A 20,591-nucleotide genomic window follows, 5' to 3' on the forward strand; every position below is an offset into this window, starting at 1 on the left:
TAATAGTGTGATATTTTGGGGGAACTAATATGCAAAATAACATTTCGTGTTTTGAGGTTTTAGAAAATTTATATAAGGAGAATACAGAGTTTAAGAACGAATTTAAACAAATTATATTTGATATTGCAATCTTGAAGAAATACATCACTTATTGGCAAACTTATGATTTTCTAACAAAATTTAGGGATAAAATATTACCTAAACGGTTTAGAGGAGGAAGTAAAGGTGGATTTATAGAAGATTATGATAGTGACAACAAAATGAAGGAGTGGAAATCATTTTCAGCTAAAGGAACTACAAAATTTGTAATTTCTTTGGTTTTTCAAGAAATCAAAGGGGGGTCAGAAGAAATTAAAGATATGCTAAAGGGGGGAATAGAAGACTTTTTTCAGGATAAAGATTCTGAATTAAATGAACTACTTTTATCAAAAGAGGATGAAGACTTAATTAGACGCTGCTTTAAAGTCGTTAAGAAATATGAAAATATAACAAAAATATGCAATATTCGATATAGTATTTTTGAACTTTCTAGTGAACAGCTAAACCACATGAAGTCATATCTACTACAGTTTATTATGCACTCACAGGATAAGAACAATTTTGATTTAGAATATACTGCTCTGGAAGAGTATTTAAACCAAAAAAATTTTTTAAACTTATTAGAGGAGTTAACTGCTAATCTAATCAATTCCCAAAATAAAAGCGAAGCACAAAAAAATATCATGGGAATTATGTTTTTACTTGCTAAAGTTCGTATTGGTATAACAGAATCATCAGCTTTACAAACAAGAGAAGTGACCAACGATAAAGGTAGAAAGCCTCTTTTAAATATTCCAACCAAGATGAATTTGAATGAGTTATCAGAAGAAAATCAAAAACTGCAAAAAGAGCTTGAAGTTTTATTAGAGCCATTGTTAAACAGCCGTTTCATTCTCAATAATTTGTATGAATTCTATTTTGAGTGTCGAGGAAATCTACAAATTTAGAAAAATAAAAAAGCCAAGTCAGTTTTTAGACTTGGCTTATTTTTCAACTTCATTAATTATGTTAATCAGTAGTTTTAGAAGTCGTTCTTGTTTACTTGCTGGGAATTCTGCTATTTTGGATAGTAATTGGTTTGTTAGGGGATTATCTTCTTTTAATGAAATATCAAAAAAACTTTCTATATCTGTATCAAGTGCAGTCATAATTTTTTCAAGTGTCTCAACTGTGATATTTGGTTCTAAATTTTCTAGTTTATAAGTATATTTTAAGGGGAGGTCAGCATCTTCTTCCAGTTGTTGTTGAGTTAAGTGTTTCTGTGTTCTAAGTATTCTGATTCGTTTACCAATATATGCTCTTAAGTTTAGTTCTTTCATATAGACACCTCTTTAAAAACTATACTACTTGAATTTGTAGCCTTAAAGAACTACTTTAAAAGCGATTATTCAAACAAAATAGTGTTATAAAGACACTTTTGTGGTATAATATCTTTAAAAAGCTATTTAGGAGAACATTATTATGTCAAATTTCAAAACTAGTGGTCATGGTACTATTAAGAAGTTACGCACGGGTGCTGTGGTATCTGTATTGGCTTTGTCGTCTGTATATGGGGTATCTACAACGGTAAGTGCGGATGAGGTAGGGGCGACTACTAATAATAGCATTATTAAAACTGTAGAGAAGCCAGACGGTACGGCTACTAAGACGGAGTCAGCTAAGACTGATGCCCCTGTTGCTAAAGTAACAGAACATCAAGTAGCAGAAGCAAAAACACAAGCGGATACTGCTAATCAGGCTGTTGAGGCTCAACAAGGGGTAGTGAATAAGGCAGAGACAGCGGTGAGTGATGCTGATAAAGTTGTTAATGGCACTACAAATCAAATTAAAGAAGTAGAAACAGTTACACCTGCTAAGGTTGATGAAGCTAAACAGGCAGCTCAAACTAAATCAGATGAGCTTGCTAAGGCTGAGGACTCCGTTAAGTCTGCTGAACAGAGTCAGGCTGATACTGCTAAAAAGGTAGCAGACCAAACAACTGTTGTTAATCAGGCTGAGGCTAATGCTAATAAAACTGCAAGTGCTGTGGCTGATGCTCAGAAGAAGGTAGATGACCTTTCTAAATCAACAACTGATACTACTAAATTGCAAAAAGATGTTGATGACCTTACTAAGAAGGTATCTGACGACCAAAAATCCCTAGAAACAGCTAAGCAGTCTTTGGATACTGCTAAGTCTGCTGAAGCTAATAAAGCTAAAGCTATTGAAGATGCTAAGAAAGCAGTTAATGATGCAACTAAAACTGAAGCTTCTGCTAAGCAAACTTTAGATACTGCTAAATCTGCTGAAGCTGCTTCTACTAAGAAAGTAGAAGACGCTAAAAAAGCTCTTGATGTAGCTAAGGCAGGTACAACTAAACAGGTTCAGGTCGGTACTAAAACTGTAACAACTGGTGGTAAGGCAACCCTTAAGGATGGAGTAGCTAAATCTGAATTTTTTGATTCAAACGGGGTAGTAACTTCTGATGCTTACTTAAAAGCTATTAAGGCTTTGGCTGAGGGTAGGGGTTCTTATGCTGATGTTCGTAAAGCTATTGCTGATGGTGTAGAGAATGTTCCAGGAAGTTCTTTAGCTGATATTGCAGCACCTAATCGTTCAGTATTTAAAAGTTGGAAAAGTAATTACAATCCGCAATTCTCTAATACAGATTCCACGACTAAGGTATCAGTTCATGATTTAACAGACGAACAATTGACTGACTTAGCTTTGTTCTATACTGCTTTGGTTAATGATTTGCGTTCTAAGGTTGGTACAGAACCACTTAAAGTAACTAAAGAGAGTATAGCAGCCACTAAACAAGCACTAAAAGATTTGTTTAATAAAACATTCCCTGCATATAACAATATGTCTGAGGCAGAACTCAAGGCTAATGGTTTCTGGGGACCAGAGTCTATTAAAAAAGTAACAGAGTCAAATCAAACACAAGAACACTTAAATTCTGTTCAAGGTTCAGGAAAACTTTTAAATGGTGTAGTAGCTAATCAAGTACAGTACCAAGGGCATAATGGTGCTTATCAGACTATGGCTGATTTAAAGGCTAATTTGCTTGCTTTTGTAGGAAATATGCTCTACGGTTCTACTGGTACGGGTTCTAATGTATCAACAGCAGGTACTTCACGTGATAATTTTTCAGATGCTCTCGCTTTGCTTGGTCTTAGGGGCAACTACAACTCAGCTGGGGTAGGTGTAGACTTCTATACAACATTTAACGGACTGGGGTACTCTGCACCGGCAACTTATGCTTTGATGCTAAACACTAATGGAGAGGCTATCGACAATCCTTACCAGACTTTAACAGGTGGAAAAACAGAGGTTGTTCCTATTTATGAAACAAAAACCATTGTAGATGAAAAAGCAGTAGCAGGTGCTCAAACTAAGTACGATACTGCTGTTAAAGCAGACCAAGATGCTAAAGCTAAGTTGGCTGAGGCTCAAACTAAGTACGATACTGCTATGAAGGCTTTGGCAGATGCTCAAAAACAACTCTCTGACTTGCAATCGGGTACAGTAGATATTCCTGCTCTTGAAAAAGCGGTAGTAGATGCACAAGCACAGTTAGATGCGGATAAGGCATCATTGCAATCTGCTAAGGAAACACTTGCAGTAGCTAAGGCTAGTGCGGTTGATAAAGCTAATGCTCTTTCTAAGGCTCAGGCTGAACTTGTAAAAGCTAAAGCAGAAAATACTAAAGCTCAACAAGCTCTTACACAAGCTAAGGAAGAACTAGAAGTACTTACCAAAGCTAATGGGGTAGCTAAACAGGCTGTTGAGTCTGCGACAGCTAACCGTGACAAGGTAAAAGTTCTTGCTGATGAAGCTAATAAAAAAGCTCAGGACCTTGAAAAAGCCCTTTCTGATAAGCCAGCAGTTCTTAAAGAACTCAATTCCAAACTTGCAGAAGCTCAAACTAAGGCAGCAGCAGCTCGTGCAGAGCTTGAAACTGCTAAAGAAGCACTTACTAAGTTGCAGGCAACAGCTAAAGAAAAGGTTGCTAAGTACAATGAATTAGCTAAACTTAAAGCTGAACAAGACAAGTCTGAAGCTGATGCTAAACGTTTGCAAGACTTGAAAACTAAGGCTGATGAAATCCGTAAAAATGGTGGTCAACCTAAAGAAGTCCTTGATGATAAAGGTAATGTCGTAGATATTATTGATGCAGCGGTCAAAGAAGTGCCTACTAACTCTAAGGTAGTTCCTGTTTCCTATTCACGGGTTGAAAGAAGCAAGCAGCTACCAAACACAGGCTCAAGAGAATCTATGTTCGGTTTACTAGGACTTAGCCTACTAGTAGGTCTAGGATTGGGATATAAAGGAAAACATAGAAGGAGATAGGAAAATGGCAGAAGTAACAACAATAGTATATCGTCTAGGTAGTCAATATGACGAAAAAATGTCTGCAATTAGCGTCTTTGATGCTCACTTATTCCATGCAAAGTGTCATGGTGATAAAGTATTATTCACTGTGCTAACACAAAATAATACAAAAGTTGGGAAAAAAGTTGAAAAAATCGATAATATCATCCTTACTTTGAAAGACGGTTCAAAATCTTTATTTGCAGAAGTAGATGCGCATGGAGTTTTTCCTGAGAAAGTCAAAGATGGATATATTTATACACTTCCATCCCAGTGGGATGTTTTCAATGAGATAGAACAAGGTTATACTTGGTTTGCTTTAAAAGGGGTAAGAGAAATATCGGAAGAAGAACTAAATTCCTATAAAAGTACGAACGAAAGGGAATATCCACTTTTACAAAGTATATCTGGCGCTTCGTGTCGTATTTATGTAACTGAAAAATAGAATAAGATTCAAAAATCTTCTTACATGGTGTAGGAAGATTTTTATATTCCACAAAGGATTGAAAAGACTATGCTATTTCACTCATTTTTAGGAATGAAAAAAGCCCTAGGAATCTTCTAGGACTTCTCATTCTTCGATTGCTGACTCTCTTTTTTTATTTCAAAAAAGGTTGCCAAAAAGGTTGCCATAGAACTGATTTCAAATGATTTGTACTGAAATTCAATATTTCAAAAATCGCATGAAATCAGGGTTTTCAGTATGTACTGAAATGTAATGAAACCTTATTTAACTTCTGTAAGAGTTAAATAATTTCTATTTTAGCTGTTAGAAACGTTGGTACATCAATGTTTTTAGAATGCTACATAATAAAAGGTAGAGTGAATGGTAGAGTAGTTATTGCGTTAGTTCAGCAATCTTTTCAAGATAAATCCCCACAGCTTCTAACTTTCGTTGTGGTGCTAATTCAGCGTAAGTATCCATTGTAGTTGAAATGGATTTATGTCCCATTCTGACTTGGAGTTCTTTCCAATTTGTTCCAGCATTAAGTAGCATTGAAGCATGAGTATGTCGGAATAAATGGAAACCATAGTTTGGTAATCCAAGACCTACTAACCTTTTCTTAAGAGTTGTTCTCTCGTTTCTATCACACATATAGTTCCCATAGATTGTAGGGAAAATCAGTTTTGTTCTATGTCTGTTGTGCAATTCGAGATACTTGTTCATTTCATTGTGGAAATCTATGAGTTTTTCTATTATGGGGAGAGGGACAGGAACAGAGCGATTTCCTGCATCAGTTTTTGGTGTAGCTTTACAGATAACTTCCCCTTTTGTCCCATCTTTTTTATTTGCAGTTTTCCACATCAATGTTTTACTGACGTTAATAGAAGAATTTTCAAAATCTAGGTCATCAATCGTCAATGCAAGTAGTTCATTTATTCGCAAAGCGGAGGCTAATAAAGTATTACAAATTAACTTAAATCTACGATTGGCTCTAGTGTTATCTAAACTTTCAAGATAATTAAGCCATACTACAAGACTATCATCATGTAATACCATGATGCGTTGCTTATTTGATTTTGGCTTAGGTGGTATCTTGACAGAGACAACAGGATTAGTAATTAGTCCATAGTTTGTAATTCCATAGTCAAAAATATCTTTCAACTTATGGATAACAGCACCAAAATCTTTAGCACTACCTTTATCAGCACGCTTTACACCAGATTCAATGGACTCTTTTGATTTCTTTGCCAAATCATTTAACCAAAGCTGGATATCCGCAGATTCAATTTTATCTGGTTTGTAATCTCCAAATTTAGGGATAATATAATTATCAAGATAACCTCTTACTCTGTTCAGTGTATTATGCGAGTTAACCCAGGTCTTGTATGATTTAAACCATTCTTCAGCTAAATCTTCAAGTGTATCAATGATGATAACTTTTTCTCGTGTTGAGCCATTTTTTTCAAATTCTAGTCGAGCTTGAATGATTGCTCTATCTAACTGTTTTAGTGTCTTGGCTGTAATGGTAGTAGTAACTTGTTTACCAGTTTTTACATCTTTTCCTAGAAATGCACCTTTTAAGGTGTATGATATGGACTTATCTTTTTTGATTTTTTTAATTATCTTTTTTCCGTTATGGATAATGAATTCTATTTTCATAGTTGCCTTTCTTCATGAATATTGAAGTAGGCTAAAATAGTTACCACTCTTTCTTTTAGATAAAACTATTTTAGCACAATTTTTCAAAATTAGGGTTGCAAGAAGTCAATAATATCATCTAATAGATAGAAGACAGTTCTTGTTCCCTCGATAGGAGGTTCTAACCTTTTTAGTCCCTTTTGTTCCCAAGTTTTTAGTGTGTTTGGAGAGATGTTTAGCTGTTTTAACAATTCTCGCTGTTGTATTATCTTTAGTTGTATGTTCTGTTCTTTGATTTGAATGAGTTTGATAAGAGTTTGCAATGATTGTTCAATTTGTTCTAATTTTTCGTTATTCATTATTCTCTTTCTCCTCTGTGTTTGAATTATGGAGTCGATTAGGATTGTATCGTCGTGAATCTAGGTACTTGGCGAAGAAATATGTACGTTCAATGATAAGTCCTAATAAATTGGTATTGTTTGCTCGGGCATACCAGACCAATTCTTCAAATTCGGTAAAGTCGTTTTCTTCGATAATATCGACTACTTCATGTATAAAATCCGAGGAGTTCATCTCCATCAAGAATTTTTCCAAATTAAATCCACAACCGACTTCAATATCCTCAATGTTGTAGGGGGTCTTATCTGGATTTTCCGCATGGGTAAAGTAGTCAAATAAACCAGTGGGAGACATAACTACCTCCACATGTGCTGGACCGTTCAGTTTGTCACTGATGATATTTGATACTTGAGAATAGCTTTTCAGTGAATCAAAGAAGAAAGCACCGTGTTTGTGCGACTTTTTGAACTCTCCTGTTTGTTTATTAACATCTTTATCATGCCAAGGACTAAGAATAAAGGGGATATGAAGTTTCTCTAAGATAGTCAAGTAGTCCTCTGGTGCGCTTTCCTCGTAGAAGAGAAACGTCCATTTGGTTGAGCGTTGTTCTTTTGCCATAGGCAGTTACCTCATTTCTTTTGGGCTCTATTACTAAGGAGAAATGGCAGGTCAGATGCAAAGTTTTTTGAAAAAATTGAATTTTTTGTGATTATTGATTATTGACCTATTGGGGGTCGTAGTAACCCCAATAGGTCATGATAGATAAGAATATAAAAAGGGGCTGTCTGGCTTTTGCTTAACGCAAGCCACAGCCCCAAGGTATTAACGTTTTTGTCCAGTGAACCACAATTGGTTACGAACTCGAATAGGAGAGGAGAAATAATAGTCTGCATGTTGGCTGACGATTTCTTCTTTTAATTGTGCTTCCATCTCTTTTAGGATTTTTTGCCCCTGTTGGTCTCTAGGGACTTTTAGAAAAATAGTGATGGTATCTTTTCGTATATCTACAATACACTTGCGAACAGCTCGGTTAAATCCGTTATGGATTGGATTGATAGTGGTAACGGTCTGATGTTCAAGGTTGCTTATCTTCTGTACTCGTTCACGCTGAAACAGGAAGTGTCGCAACATGAAAGTACGATAGACAGATTGACAGTAATTCCAAAAACTATCTGTTTTCAATCGTTGTATCATCTCTATCCCAGCCAATAATAAGGCAAGTAGTAGAGAAACAAGAGCAAATCTATGACAAACGGAACTAATGAAATCCGTAGTACTTTTGACCGTATCTAGATTGAAAAATGTGATGTTGGTTAATTGAACAGAAAGAAAATTGAATAAGCAACCAAATGCAGAACAGATAGGAGCAAATAGAAGTAAGTATAGTATGAGATTGAAACTTCTCATAAAGTATGTTTTAGTGGTCATAAAATACCTCGCTTAGTGTAGTAGGTTGGACAGAGTAGGGGCAGAATTTGGTAGGGGTGTTCATTGTCGATAACTTGAATGATGCCTGTTCCATGTCCTGTTGGAATGACAATACCCTCTGGGTCTAGGTCTGGAAATAAGAATTGAGTGGTTTTATGATTGATATTTCCAATTTGTATCAATACGTTTAGCTGTTCCCTCACTGAAATGGGGATAGTGTTATGGTCAAAACGCTGGCTTACTAAAAAGAGATGGATTTTGGTAGCACGTCCCAACAAGGCAATTTGTGAGAGTAAAGAGAAAAAGGCTTCTTTGATGTTCTTATTGACTCCCTCTGATAGGGCTAGGACTTCATCAATGACAATGGTTAGATGAGTAAATTGATGGTTGGGGTTATCATATAAGATAGCTTGTCGTTTCTGAATGAGGGTTGCACATTGGCTTAATTGTTCATTGACTTGTGAAACGAAATCAGATTTTGAACGGTTTTCGACAGGGTGGATAACTGCAATTTGATTTTCCCTTGCCCATCGGCTTGGTGTATCGAATTTGGGGTCAATTATAATTAAGTCAGACATATGTTTCAGAACACTCAAAAAGTACGTTAAAGCATAGCTTTTCCCAGAGCCTGAATTTCCAGCAATAGCCCAGTGATTTATCTTTTCAAGGTTTAGTTCAAAGTGCTTCATAATGGGAATTTTTCCTTGTGGTAGGCTAGCTGAAAATTTATCCAAATCAGGAATAGTTAAACGTTCTGAAATTCCCTTTTTCCAAGGGAAAAACAATCCACGTTGAATGTGTAAGTCATCTGTTTTGAGTGGAACAAAATAGGTTGCATTTTGTTTCAAGAGAGTAAATTGAGGGTAGAGAGAAGCGTTAGCAATCAGAAAAATTTTCTTGTACAAGTCATCATCAAGAATATAAGCACAAGGCAGGCGAGGGACAAAGACAAAGCCGTCTTCTTGAATAATGACGTTAAAAGAATTAGTATAGCTGGTTTCCCCCTGCATTAAAGCCCCCAGAGCCATGTTTAGGCTCTGGAGCAGGTAAGATTGCAGGAAAGATTGGTTCAGCGCATCACGAGATTGTGAGGTCATTACCGCACCTCCTTGATACCATTTGCTTTGAAGTAAACGTTATATTTTACTTCGCAAGCTTGTAGGGTGTCAAATTGAATCATGGATTGGAACGATGGAAGCTCAATCCTATCTTCGAATTTTACTTGGAAAGGGTCTTGCCCTTCCTGTACAAACCATGCTTTATAGGCTACGATTTCTCCTGTTGGTTTTCCTTCTTCAAACCGTTGTTGTGGTTCAAGTTCGGTACTAAGTGAGTAAATCGGTTGTTTTTGACTGATAATTTTATCAGCCAATGTAGTTGTATAACCACCTTTTGTGGTTTTCATTTTAAACGCCATAGGGCTGTTCCTCCTTTATTATTGAGAAATAATGCGAATGCGAGTTGCTCGGTTTTGGTCGTGAGCTGGACGTAGTTGTTTTGGTTGTGTACCACCTCCTTATTACTAAGGAGAATGAGACAGCTAAACGCAAAGTTATTTGTTGAATTTTTAATTTTTTTACAAAAAAATCCAGTGATAAGAGACACTGGATTTGAGGGATTAGCGATAAGTTTTTAATAAAGGTGCTAATTTTTTTAGCGCTTTACAATAATGGGATTTAACTGTTACATCACTCATTTTTTTATAATGTTCAGTGACATAGCGAGCCGTTTCTTTATAGCTTGAACCTTGTTCCGCTATCATTTCAACAATCTTACTGTCAATTTCTGATAGGGATGCTTTAGCTTCACGAATAGCTTGTATTAACTCCTCTAGGATTAAAGCTTCTTCGGGATTCAAATCAGAACTTGCAACTACTTCATAGCGTTCACGTCGTTTACCGTCATTACGAGCTATGTTTTCTTCCATACTTCGTTTATGGTGGTATCGGTCACGCCGTTCTGCATTACTTTGTTCTTGTTGAAGCAAACGAGTTACTTCATTCCAATTTTTAGCTTTAATAGCTTCTGTGATTTTACGCTCACGGCGTTCTTGTACTTTATTACTCATAGTAATATATGATCCTTTCTCGTCCTTGGACAGAAAGAAACGTATATGAGCAAATATTGAACGCTGAGTATGCTAAAAGGCACAACAAAGAAACAGCGAAACAATTCTATGCAAGACATGACCTTTATTGTCATATCATCATATTTGTTTCAATCTGTCCTTTGATGGCCATCAATATGGACTGTTAAAATTTTTATCAAGAGTTTTTCTTGATATATTCAGTATAAGGCATAATGTTCTTTTATTTTTTACTTCTTTTTTTACTTCAATAGACTAATTTGTAAAACGAAGCGCAAAAAAAAACTAGGCGATTCACCTAGTTTTTAAAGAGCAAATTTTCGTATCTCTTCTTCGCTTAATAGTTTAATAAATGCTTGTTGAACTCTATCTAAAGTCGAAGCCATTGCGAGTAATTCCTCGTTTAATTGTTCTTGGAAATAGTATGTTACTTGTGTATTATTCGTCAATAATCCCTCAATATAGCGATTGACGCTTGTATTGTCTAAATTAATATCATATAGGTCAACTAAATCAATAAGGTCGATTTCGCTTAGTCCTTGAGCTGCAGCTTCTTCAATTCTTTTCTTATCCTCTAGTGAAAATCTTGTGGGCTCTATTTGAATACTGGATATTTCCTGAATTGGTCTTGTTGCATAAGGATTGGAAACCCAGCTGATTATTTCATCAAAAGTTTTTTCCTCAATCCTTTCTATATCAGTGGATTTATGAATACGAATACCCATATTTGTTAGCTCCTTTTCAGAATATTTTTGGTACAAGTCTGTGATATCTTTACCTTGACTTACTAACTTCATAAAGTCATAATTTATCTGTGCAAATTTTGATTTATCTATTTTTTGACTTCCGTTTGACTTAACTGATAAAGTTGACCTTGCTTTTTTGGAACTAACTAACGGAACGGACGTAAGGTAAGATTTTGGGATATTTTCTTTATACATTCGTTCTAGAATATCATCAACCAGAAATCCGATATTGAATAGTGGATTTTCTTTGAGTTTTTTTATTAGATTAGGGATAATTTCTGTCGAAACGTTATCATACCACCATTTATTGATGAGAGGATCAATGTTTTCTTTCCTAAATGTTGAGGGTATGCCATTTCCGTCCAATTCAAATAGGATACCACAGACATTAACTTCAAATGATTTAATTAAATTATCCCCTAACATCAACCAAAGAATATCAAACATTTCTTCAAAATCAATGACAGTCAATTCATTGATGGTACGGGTTCTAAAACTTCTAGCGAGGTTATAACTTTTTTCACCAACAGTAATATCAATGTCATCTTTCTTGTGAAAAGTATCCATTTCAGTTTCATCAGAAACCAAAAAATTTTTTCTTTTAATATTGAAATTTGCGAATGTCTTAGAAAGTCTAAGACAGCTAGATTGGATTGAAATTAAATCATCACTCATGAAAGAATATAGGTTTTCATCTACAGCCTCTAAATCTCTATATAAAATAGAACTGAAAAAATAATGAAACAGATTCTCAATAAACTCATCTAACTCTCCAAAAACGATATACGTATAGCTCGAAGCGGTTAGAGCATTTAAATAAACTAACATCGAACTCGTAATTGGTCGCTTACCACTTTCAACTTGACTAACTTGACCTGCATTGCCTAGTTCGCTTTGTGTAATATTGTGTTTTTTTCTTAAATTTTTGATACGAGTAGGTATTTCTTGTGAATAATTTTCTTCAAAAAATTTCATATATAATCCCCCTATAATCATGGAAAAGTAGTAAAAATAGTTGTTATCCTAGTTGATTAAAAAAATCTCTGATTTCCTCATCTTTTATAAAATAATATATAATTTTCCCATCTCTTCTAGTGTCCAAGATGTTTTGATTGGCTAGTTTACGAAGATGGTGGGAGGCAGATGCCATACTGAGATTTAGTAAACAGGCTATATCGCAGACACAGAGTTCTTCAACAACAAGGAGATAAAAGATGATATTTATCTGTTTATTATCGGTAAACTTTGATAAAATGCGAAGTGATTTTTGGACTTTTTCCTTTTCAAGGTAGTTCGTTGCGGTTGTAACATTTTGTTGATTTATAACATTCACTTGGCAGATACTATCTTTTTTCATAATATTTTCTCCTAGCTTAACACAGTCCATAGCATGTCAAAGCTGTTGTTTTCAATCAGGATATACATCCCCAATCCTAAATAGACAACGGCAATAAACCATCTGCTATATTTTTCCAAAGTTTCTCCAACAGAAGGGACTTGTGCCAATTTTTGGGCAGAAAAAACCAAGAGATAAATCATGACTAGAAAAGTAAGTAAAGTCACTATCAAATTCGCTAAATTTAAGGTGGTAAAATATGGGACAAAAACACCAATATTGTCAGCACCACAACTTGCAAAAGTAATCATAGCGACTAGAAAAATCAGGTTTTTATTATCTTTTCGCAAACCATCTTTTGCAATAGCTTCTCCATCAGAATCTCCTAAAAGCAAAACTTTGAGTCCTAGGAAAATTGGAATCAAACCGAGCAAACCTAAAATCTCTTTACTAGGAATATAATTTAAGACAAATGCAAAAAGTAAACTTAGCAATATTAGACTAACAGAGCCTAGAAACTGTCCTAAATAGATGTTAATGATGTCTTTTCTGCTTTTTCTTTTGGCAAAAAATAACATTAGGATAATAAGTAAGTCTACGGCTGTCCCAGAATACAGGATTATTGAAGTAACAACATTTTGAATCATAAAATACCTCATTCAAATATATTTTTGAATGTATTCTAACATTAAACTTTGTAGATGTCAACTTAAAATCCACCAAAATATAGATAAGAAGTTAATGTACCAAATATTAAAAAGCCCTGCCATCGAAATGATAGCAGGGCTTAACTTCAATATCCAGATGATATATTTATCTAAAAAAGGTAGAGTAAAAGGTAGAGTTTTTATTGATTTGTAGTGCGATATAATGAGTTTCAAAAAATCAAAAATCGCTTAAAATCAATATTTTGACGTCTATTGACGTGTACTGAAACCCTTACTTAACCTCTGTAAAAACCACGTGTTTACGTAATTTTGGTGAGTATTTCTTCAATTGAAGACGGTCTGGAGTGTTGCGTTTGTTTTTAGAAGTAAGGTACAAGCGTTCACCAGATGCTTTGTGTTCAAGTGTGATATTTACGCGCATGATAGCTCCCTTCTATTATTCTGCTGCTGCAACTTTGGCGATTTTACGTCCTTTGTAGTATCCTTTGAGGGATACACGGTGAGAACGTGAGTAATCTCCAGTAGTTTCGTCAAAATGTACAGATGGAGCTGTAATTTTGTAGTGAGTGCGGCGTTTGTTTTTCTTCGCTTTTGAAGTGCGACGTGCAGGTACTGCCATTTTCTTTATTCTCCTTTTAATATAAGTTCGATTCAATCTCTTTGATTTTCATCAACTGTAATAGTATATCAAAAAAATTTTGTAAAGTAAAGTTACTTGACAGATTTTCTTTTACTTTTTGTAAAATAGCAGAGCGTGCTAGCTTTTCAGAGAAAATATACCGAAACTGTCCTCAAAATCGGCTACTTGTGGTAAAATAATTATATTATATGAATGAAGAGGAAAGCTATGAAATTACAAAAACCGAAAGGGACTCAGGATATTCTCCCTCAAGAGTCTGTCAAATGGCAATATGTAGAAGAATTTGCTCGCAAAACATTTAAAAAATATCATTACGCAGAAATTCGTACCCCACTATTTGAGCATTATGAAGTGATTAGTCGTTCTGTTGGCGACACGACTGACATTGTGACCAAAGAAATGTATGATTTTTATGACAAAGGCGACCGTCATATCACATTACGCCCAGAAGGAACAGCACCAGTTGTACGTTCTTATGTGGAAAATAAGCTCTTTGCACCAGAAGTCCAAAAACCGGTGAAACTTTATTATATGGGCTCTATGTTTCGTTATGAGCGTCCTCAGGCAGGGCGTTTGCGTGAGTTTCATCAGATTGGTGTAGAGTGTTTTGGCTCCAACAATCCTGCGACTGATGTAGAGACGATTGCCATGGCAGCTCAATTTTTCAATGAAATTGGTATTCAAGGTGTAACGTTGCAGTTGAATAGTTTGGGGAATGCAGAGAGTCGCGCCGCTTATCGTCAAGCATTGATTGATTATTTGATGCCGTTGAAAGACAGTCTTTCTAAAGATAGTCAGCGTCGTCTGGAAGAAAATCCTCTCCGTGTGCTAGACAGTAAGGAAAAAGAAGATAAACTCGCTGTTGAAAATGCACCCTCTATCCTGGATTATCTAGATGAGGAAAGCCAAACTCATTTTCAAGCTGTGCGTTCGATGTTGGAAGCACTAGGAATTACTTATGTTATCAATACCAATATGGTCCGCGGATTGGATTATTACAATCACACGATTTTTGAATTTACTGCAGATGTAGCCGGTAATGAACTGACTATTTGTGCAGGCGGTCGTTATGATAGCCTTGTTGCTTATTTTGGTGGACCAGAGACGGCTGGATTTGGCTTTGGGATGGGCGTAGAACGTCTGCTCCTCGTTCTTGAAAAGCAGGGTGTAGCCTTGCCGCTGGAGGATAGCTTAGACGTTTATGTTGCAGTTTTGGGAGACGGTGCTAATAACAAAGCTTTGGAAATTGTACAAGCACTTCGTAAGCAGGGATTTACAGCTGAACGTGATTATTTAAATCGTAAGTTAAAAGCGCAATTCAAGTCAGCAGATACTTTCTCTGCTAAGACTTTGATAACTCTTGGTGAAAGTGAGATTGAAAGCAATCAAGTTACCATCAAAAACAATCAAACTCGTGAAGAATTGACAGTCAGTTTAAATCAGATCCAAGAAGATTTTCAAACAATTTTTGAACAACTGGGGTTTTAATTTAAAAAGGGAGAAAGCCAGTCGAATGGCTTTTTTCTCTCATAACATAGTAGAATGTTGAAGTAGAAGTGGAGAGAACAATGAAAAAAATAATCATTCCGTCTGTAATTCAGTTTCTAATTGTTTTTTTGATTATAGGAGGAATTGCCTATTTTGTAAGAGGGGATTTCTTTTTTCGGTTTTTAGCACCGATTTTTGGCTTGGCAGCAGGGCTATTGCGCTTAGCATCAAGTTATGTGGTCAAGGTTTTGCATCCTGAATTATATGACAAAGAAAGTAAGAGGTGAGTCGTCATCTTCTTTTGTAAAAATATTACGTTAAGATATGAAGATTTTGAAAAGCATGTCTTCTTTTTCATCGCTTTTGTGGTAAAATAGTAAAAGAATTAAAAGTTTGGAGAATAAAAATGAAACGTTCAATGTATGCCGGGCGTGTTCGTAGTGAACATGTTGGTCAAAAAATCACTTTGAAAGGTTGGGTGTCCCGTCGTCGTGACTTAGGAGGACTGATTTTCATTGATTTGCGTGACCGTGAAGGCATAATGCAGCTAGTTATCAATCCCGAAAATGTAGCCAAAGAAGTCATGGAAACCGCTGAAAGTTTGCGAAGCGAATATGTGATTGAAGTGACTGGAAAAGTAGAAGCCCGTACGCAGGCGAATGATAAATTAGCAACGGGAGCTGTTGAACTACACGTGGAGAATCTGACAGTTCTCAATACGGCCAAAACGACTCCATTTGAAATCAAAGACGGTATTGAAGCGAATGATGATACCCGTCTCCGTTACCGTTATTTAGACCTTCGTCGTCCTGAAATGTTGGCAAATTTGAAATTGCGGGCTAAGGTAACACATTCTATTCGCAATTACTTAGATGAGCTTGAATTTATTGATGTGGAAACGCCGTTTCTTACTAAGTCAACTCCAGAAGGGGCGCGTGATTATTTGGTACCAAGTCGAGTGAACCAAGGTCATTTTTATGCTCTGCCACAAAGTCCTCAAATTACCAAGCAACTGTTGATGAATGCTGGATTTGATCGGTATTATCAAATTGTAAAATGCTTCCGTGATGAGGATTTGCGTGGAGACCGTCAACCAGAGTTTACACAGGTTGACTTAGAAACTTCTTTCCTATCTGATCAAGAAATTCAAGATATTACAGAAGACTTGATTGCTCGAGTGATGAAAGAAACGAAGGGGATTGAGGTTGCACTACCATTCCCACGAATGAAATATGATGATGCAATGGCTTTGTATGGAAGTGATAAGCCAGATACACGTTTTGAGATGCTATTGCAAGACTTGACAGAGCTTGTCAAGGGAATTGACTTTAAAGTTTTCTCAGAAGCACCAGCAGTTAAAGCGATTGTTGTGAAAAATGCTGCTGATAAATATTCTCGCAAAGATATTGATAAGTTGACAGAGCAAGCAAAACAGTATGGAGCAAAAGGACTTGCTTGGGTGAAAGTGGTATCAGGTGAACTAAATGGACCAGTTGCTAAGTTTTTGAAAGACTTGACAAGTGACTTGACAGATGCTTTACAGCTTGAAGACAATGATTTGGTTCTTTTTGTAGCGGATACGCTTGAAGTTGCCAATGCATCCTTGGGAGCTCTTCGTGTTCGTCTTGCAAAAGATCTAGACTTGATTGATGAATCGAAATTTAATTACCTTTGGGTTGTGGATTGGCCAATGTTTGAATGGTCGGAAGAAGAAGGTCGCTATATGAGTGCGCACCATCCATTCACTCTTCCACAAGCAGACACAGCTCATGAATTAGAAGGTGATTTGAGCAAGGTTCGTGCTATTGCTTATGATATTGTCTTGAATGGTTATGAATTGGGTGGTGGAAGTCTTCGTATTAACCACAAAGATTTGCAAGAACGAATGTTTAAAGCCCTTGGTTTTTCTGAAGAAGAAGCTACTGATCAATTTGGTTTCTTGCTAGAAGCAATGGATTATGGTTTTCCACCGCATGGTGGACTGGCAATTGGGCTAGATCGTTTTGTCATGTTGCTGGCTGGCGAGGAAAATATCCGTGAAGTGATTGCTTTCCCTAAAAACAACAAAGCAAGTGATCCAATGACTCAGGCGCCAAGCATAGTCGACGCTAAACAACTTGAAGAATTAAGTTTACAAGTAGAAACTCATGAAGAAAAGTAAGATTTACAAACGATTGCGTTATTATTTGCGCCGTCTAGCCTATGATTTTAAGTTGATACGAGTACTTAAGAGTATTTCTCGTGAGAAGTACGATGAAAAGATTTCTGCTTCGCTCATTTATGGTTTTCTATCTGCGGTTGCAGTGAATCTTTTCTTTCAACCGGGACATGTTTATTCAAGCGGTGCGACTGGATTGGCACAGATTTTAGCCGCTTTAAGTACGCGTTTTTTAGGATTTACTATTCCGGTTTCTGTGACTTTCTATCTCATCAATATCCCGCTGATGATTTTAGCTTGGTATCAAATTGGGCACAAATTTACGGTATTTACTTTTATAACCGTTTCCATGAGCTCGCTGTTTATCCAGTTTGTTCCTGAAGTGACCTTAACAAATGACCCGATTATCAATGCTTTGTTTGGTGGGGTTATCATGGGAATGGGAATCGGCTTTGCTTTGCGTTCCAATATTTCTAGTGGTGGGACGGATATTGTCAGCTTGACGGTTCGGAAGAAAACCGGCAGAAATGTGGGAAATATTTCCTTTATGGTCAATGGCATGATTATGATTATTGCCGGTGTGACTTTCGGCTGGAAATATGCACTATATTCGATGATTACGATTTTTGTGTCAAGCCGTGTGACAGATGCAGTCTTTACTAAGCAAAAGAAGATGCAGGCGATGATTATTACCAGTCATCCCGAAGAAGTTATTGATAAAATTCATAACAAATTGCATCGTGGTGCAACCATGGTTAATGGTGCAGAAGGAACTTACAATCATGAGAAAAAAGCAGTTTTGATTACAGTTATTACGCGTGCTGAATTTAATGAATTCAAGCATATCATGCGTAAAACTGATCCGCATGCTTTTGTATCGGTAGCAGATAATGTTCACATTCTTGGACGTTTCGTAGAAGAATAAAACATCAGATTGGCTAGTTTGGTCAATCTGATGTTTTTTTATATGACTTGCAGTCTGTCTCGCGGCCTTCGGTGCGGGACAAATAGAGGCTGGGCAAAAACAAGCATAAAAGCAAAAAGGCTTAGAATCTGGTTTAAATAAATCTTGATTTTAAGCCTTTTATAATGTCGTTGATTATCCATTTCTGATTAAAAATGGTGTTTTTGCCCAGCCTCACGATTATTTAAGTACGAGAACTTGTTTTGCAGGGACAGTATAGGAATCTCTGTTGGTATTGAGAGGAACGTCAAGGCTAATCTCTGGGTAGTTGATAAAAATAGCTTGTTTATCTTGATTTGGATAGCTAAATGCTTCGTTTCCAAAGTTAATGAGGATTGTGATTTGATCTTCTTTTTCTTTAATTTTATATTCGACCACAGAATCACTTAGCCATTCGACAGAACAGTAATCTTTAATTTCTGTTCTTGTTTCCAAACTGAGGAGCAGATTTGCTTTTCTGAATTGGATCAACTGGCGAACAAAATCTACGTCTTTCTCATATTCAATTGAGTGTAGCCAATCAAGACGGTTGATGGCGTCTTGAGCATTATAAGTATTATCCATGAGGTTTTTACTACGGAAAAACTCTTGCCCGCTATGGAGGAATGGTACCCCTTGAGCTAACAAAGTAATATGCAAAGCGAGTCGTGCATCTGCTAACCGCTCATTTAGAGAGATATCTGGCTTTTTAATTGCAAAATAATCAAAAGCCGTTGCATCGTCATGGCATTCCACGTAGTTGATAGCTTGCTGGGGTGCGATAAAATGTGCTGTTTCCGTTAATCCAACATTAGCTGTCAATACATTTTCTATCGTATCTATTGGTTTGGAGTCTTGGATTTGACTGCCTTCTAAAATCGTTTCTTTGATTGTATTGCGGAAGTGGTCGCTGAAAAAACCATAGCTTGGTAACTGAGCGGCGTTGAATTGATGTGCAAGCCGATTGCTATCCAGTCCGGTGGCCATACGCCACCCTTCTCCGTACAAATAAACATTTGGATAAAGAAACTTCAATTCCTCTGCGATTTGTTTCATGGTTTCCATATCTAGAATGCCCATGAGGTCAAAGCGAAAGCCGTCCATTCCATAAAGAGTTAGCCATTGTTTGAGGGAATGCTTAATATAGCTACGAACCATTGCTCGTTCACTTGCTACGTCGTTCCCACAGAAAGTCCCATTTGTTAAATTGGCATTGTGATCATAGCGGAAGAAATAGCCTGGGACGATTTTTTCAAAAGCATAGGTTTGGGGATCGTAGACATGATTGTAAACGACGTCCATGATAACACTGATGTCGGCTTGATGATAAGCAGCGATTGCTTCTTGCAATTCAACGATTCTTGTATAAGGATCATGTGGATTTGTTGCAAAGCTGCCGTCAGGAAGATTGTATTGCATAGGGTCATAGCCCCAGTTATACACGAGTTCTGGATGATTTTCATCAACACTGCCAAAATCATACACTGGCATGAGTTGGATATGAGTAACACCCAGTTGTTTGACATAATCCATTCCCAAAGTGTGTTCTTGTAAATCAGGAGACTCTGTTAGGGACTTGAATTTCCCAGGGTAGGTAAATCCTGCTTCTTTTTGCATGGAAAAATCTCGTACACTCATCTCGTAGATAACAGCTTTTGTTATTGGAATTTGTGTTGCTGCTCGGTGAATTGGGCGAGTAATTTTCTCTGGATTGACAACATAACTAACACCAGAATTACTTTCTGAAGATAAGGCATAAGGATCATGGACTTCCACCCAGTGACCATTTACTTTGTGTAGATAGTAATAAGCAGCTCCATCAAAATTTCCAGAGACTTCTATTTGCCAAACGCCCTTTTCACCAAGTGTCATCGGATAAACTTGATTTTGTAAATGGAGCAAAACTTGCTCGGAAATAGGAGCCCAGAGTTTAAAAGTCGTTACTTTAGGAGTGTAATGAGCTCCTAAGTCATCGCCATCATAAGCAAAGGTCTGGTCAAAAATCGGTTTTCTCACAATATGGCGAAATTGCAAAAAGGTTTTATTGCGATCTTGGTCGTAAATCCAATAATGACTGGTTAAATCTAACGGCTCAAGAGGAGCAAGACTGTATTGCACGAAGTCATCTTGTTCTTCCAGAGTTCTTATCTGTAAGGTTTGTGTGCTATCAACCGTTTCGATTGTAAATTGTAATTGTTCAGTATAAAATTGTTTTTCTAACTCGATCGTGATGAGACTTTGGTCATCTAAGTAGGCTTGGAATGTTCGGAAAGCCATAAACTTC

At 36.5% G+C, this 20,591-nt stretch carries 22 protein-coding genes; 8 read left to right on the plus strand and 14 right to left on the minus strand.

Going from position 1 to position 20,591, the window contains the following annotated elements:
* The first annotated feature begins 29 nt into the window (after positions 1-29).
* The gene (locus EL079_RS07740; protein ID WP_003030950.1) at positions 30-986 is read left to right on the plus strand and encodes a hypothetical protein; all 957 of its coding nucleotides are present in this window, start codon (positions 30-32) and stop codon (positions 984-986) included.
* A gap of 36 nt (positions 987-1,022) precedes the next feature.
* Here the strand turns inward: EL079_RS07740 and xtgS are convergent, their stop codons facing one another.
* Positions 1,023-1,358, minus strand: coding sequence for an XRE family transcriptional regulator XtgS (xtgS, locus tag EL079_RS07745; RefSeq protein WP_003030946.1), 336 nt, complete (start codon positions 1,356-1,358; stop codon positions 1,023-1,025).
* A 142-nt stretch (positions 1,359-1,500) separates the two neighbouring features.
* On the opposite strand from xtgS, the gene EL079_RS07750 reads away from it, so the two are divergent.
* The gene (locus tag EL079_RS07750; RefSeq protein WP_003030935.1) at positions 1,501-4,371 is read left to right on the plus strand and encodes an SEC10/PgrA surface exclusion domain-containing protein; all 2,871 of its coding nucleotides are present in this window, start codon (positions 1,501-1,503) and stop codon (positions 4,369-4,371) included.
* A gap of 4 nt (positions 4,372-4,375) precedes the next feature.
* On the plus strand, positions 4,376-4,837 hold the full coding sequence (locus EL079_RS07755; RefSeq protein WP_003030933.1) for a hypothetical protein: 462 nt from the start codon (positions 4,376-4,378) through the stop codon (positions 4,835-4,837).
* 393 nt (positions 4,838-5,230) lie between these two features.
* Here the strand turns inward: EL079_RS07755 and EL079_RS07760 are convergent, their stop codons facing one another.
* The 10 genes from EL079_RS07760 to EL079_RS07805 all read right to left on the minus strand — a co-directional run bounded on the left by EL079_RS07760 (position 5,231) and on the right by EL079_RS07805 (position 13,057).
* The gene (locus EL079_RS07760) at positions 5,231-6,496 is read right to left on the minus strand and encodes a tyrosine-type recombinase/integrase (RefSeq protein WP_003032328.1); all 1,266 of its coding nucleotides are present in this window, start codon (positions 6,494-6,496) and stop codon (positions 5,231-5,233) included.
* A gap of 89 nt (positions 6,497-6,585) precedes the next feature.
* The gene (locus EL079_RS07765; protein ID WP_002919941.1) at positions 6,586-6,834 is read right to left on the minus strand and encodes a MerR family transcriptional regulator; all 249 of its coding nucleotides are present in this window, start codon (positions 6,832-6,834) and stop codon (positions 6,586-6,588) included.
* Positions 6,827-7,432, minus strand: a complete 606-nt coding sequence (locus EL079_RS07770) for a replication protein (RefSeq protein ID WP_003032321.1) — start codon at positions 7,430-7,432, stop codon at positions 6,827-6,829. Before EL079_RS07770 ends, EL079_RS07765 begins: the two co-directional genes overlap by 8 nt.
* Positions 7,433-7,636: 204 nt before the next feature.
* Entirely contained in the window at positions 7,637-8,242 is a 606-nt protein-coding gene (locus tag EL079_RS07775; protein WP_003032334.1) for a hypothetical protein, read from the minus strand.
* The gene (locus EL079_RS07780) at positions 8,239-9,339 is read right to left on the minus strand and encodes a type IV secretion system DNA-binding domain-containing protein (RefSeq protein ID WP_003032336.1); all 1,101 of its coding nucleotides are present in this window, start codon (positions 9,337-9,339) and stop codon (positions 8,239-8,241) included. The genes EL079_RS07775 and EL079_RS07780 overlap by 4 nt, the downstream gene beginning before the upstream one ends.
* Entirely contained in the window at positions 9,339-9,659 is a 321-nt protein-coding gene (locus EL079_RS07785) for a hypothetical protein (RefSeq protein WP_003032314.1), read from the minus strand. The genes EL079_RS07780 and EL079_RS07785 overlap by 1 nt, the downstream gene beginning before the upstream one ends.
* 201 nt (positions 9,660-9,860) lie before the next feature.
* Positions 9,861-10,310 (minus strand): RNA polymerase sigma factor, encoded by a 450-nt coding sequence (locus EL079_RS07790; protein ID WP_003032329.1) that lies wholly within the window; start codon positions 10,308-10,310, stop codon positions 9,861-9,863.
* 323 nt (positions 10,311-10,633) lie between these two features.
* Positions 10,634-12,049: a helix-turn-helix domain-containing protein gene (locus EL079_RS07795; RefSeq protein ID WP_003077408.1), complete on the minus strand. Its 1,416-nt coding sequence runs from the start codon at positions 12,047-12,049 to the stop codon at positions 10,634-10,636.
* A 43-nt stretch (positions 12,050-12,092) separates the two neighbouring features.
* Positions 12,093-12,431: a Cd(II)/Zn(II)-sensing metalloregulatory transcriptional regulator CadX gene (cadX, locus tag EL079_RS07800; RefSeq protein WP_003032337.1), complete on the minus strand. Its 339-nt coding sequence runs from the start codon at positions 12,429-12,431 to the stop codon at positions 12,093-12,095.
* An 11-nt stretch (positions 12,432-12,442) separates the two neighbouring features.
* Positions 12,443-13,057, minus strand: coding sequence for a CadD family cadmium resistance transporter (locus tag EL079_RS07805; RefSeq protein WP_003032325.1), 615 nt, complete (start codon positions 13,055-13,057; stop codon positions 12,443-12,445).
* Positions 13,058-13,085: 28 nt separating this feature from the next.
* On the opposite strand from EL079_RS07805, the gene EL079_RS09835 reads away from it, so the two are divergent.
* Positions 13,086-13,271, plus strand: a complete 186-nt coding sequence (locus EL079_RS09835; protein WP_026248198.1) for a hypothetical protein — start codon at positions 13,086-13,088, stop codon at positions 13,269-13,271.
* 78 nt (positions 13,272-13,349) lie between these two features.
* On the opposite strand, the gene rpmG is transcribed toward EL079_RS09835, so the two are convergent.
* Positions 13,350-13,499, minus strand: coding sequence for a 50S ribosomal protein L33 (gene rpmG, locus EL079_RS07815; protein WP_003026692.1), 150 nt, complete (start codon positions 13,497-13,499; stop codon positions 13,350-13,352).
* A gap of 15 nt (positions 13,500-13,514) precedes the next feature.
* Positions 13,515-13,697 (minus strand): 50S ribosomal protein L32, encoded by a 183-nt coding sequence (rpmF, locus tag EL079_RS07820; RefSeq protein ID WP_003032338.1) that lies wholly within the window; start codon positions 13,695-13,697, stop codon positions 13,515-13,517.
* A 228-nt stretch (positions 13,698-13,925) separates the two neighbouring features.
* Here rpmF and hisS point away from each other — a divergent pair, with 228 nt between their 5' ends.
* From hisS to EL079_RS07840, 4 genes are all read left to right on the plus strand, one after another.
* Positions 13,926-15,206 carry a histidine--tRNA ligase gene (hisS, locus tag EL079_RS07825; protein ID WP_003032319.1) on the plus strand — a complete coding sequence of 427 codons (1,281 nt, stop codon included), beginning with the start codon at positions 13,926-13,928 and terminating at the stop codon, positions 15,204-15,206.
* Positions 15,207-15,286: 80 nt separating this feature from the next.
* Positions 15,287-15,493 (plus strand): hypothetical protein, encoded by a 207-nt coding sequence (locus tag EL079_RS07830; RefSeq protein ID WP_003027825.1) that lies wholly within the window; start codon positions 15,287-15,289, stop codon positions 15,491-15,493.
* Between the two features lie 119 nt (positions 15,494-15,612).
* Positions 15,613-17,367: an aspartate--tRNA ligase gene (gene aspS, locus EL079_RS07835; RefSeq protein ID WP_003032323.1), complete on the plus strand. Its 1,755-nt coding sequence runs from the start codon at positions 15,613-15,615 to the stop codon at positions 17,365-17,367.
* Positions 17,354-18,289, plus strand: coding sequence for a YitT family protein (locus EL079_RS07840; protein ID WP_003032340.1), 936 nt, complete (start codon positions 17,354-17,356; stop codon positions 18,287-18,289). Before aspS ends, EL079_RS07840 begins: the two co-directional genes overlap by 14 nt.
* 219 nt (positions 18,290-18,508) lie before the next feature.
* Here the strand turns inward: EL079_RS07840 and pulA are convergent, their stop codons facing one another.
* A complete protein-coding gene (gene pulA / locus EL079_RS07845) occupies positions 18,509-20,584 on the minus strand; it encodes a type I pullulanase (RefSeq protein ID WP_003032312.1) in 2,076 nt (691 codons plus the stop codon).
* Positions 20,585-20,591 lie beyond the last annotated feature (7 nt).

The sequence above is a fragment of the Streptococcus anginosus genome (genome assembly GCF_900636475.1).
In the GTDB taxonomy this organism is placed as follows: Bacteria; Bacillota; Bacilli; order Lactobacillales; family Streptococcaceae; genus Streptococcus; species Streptococcus anginosus.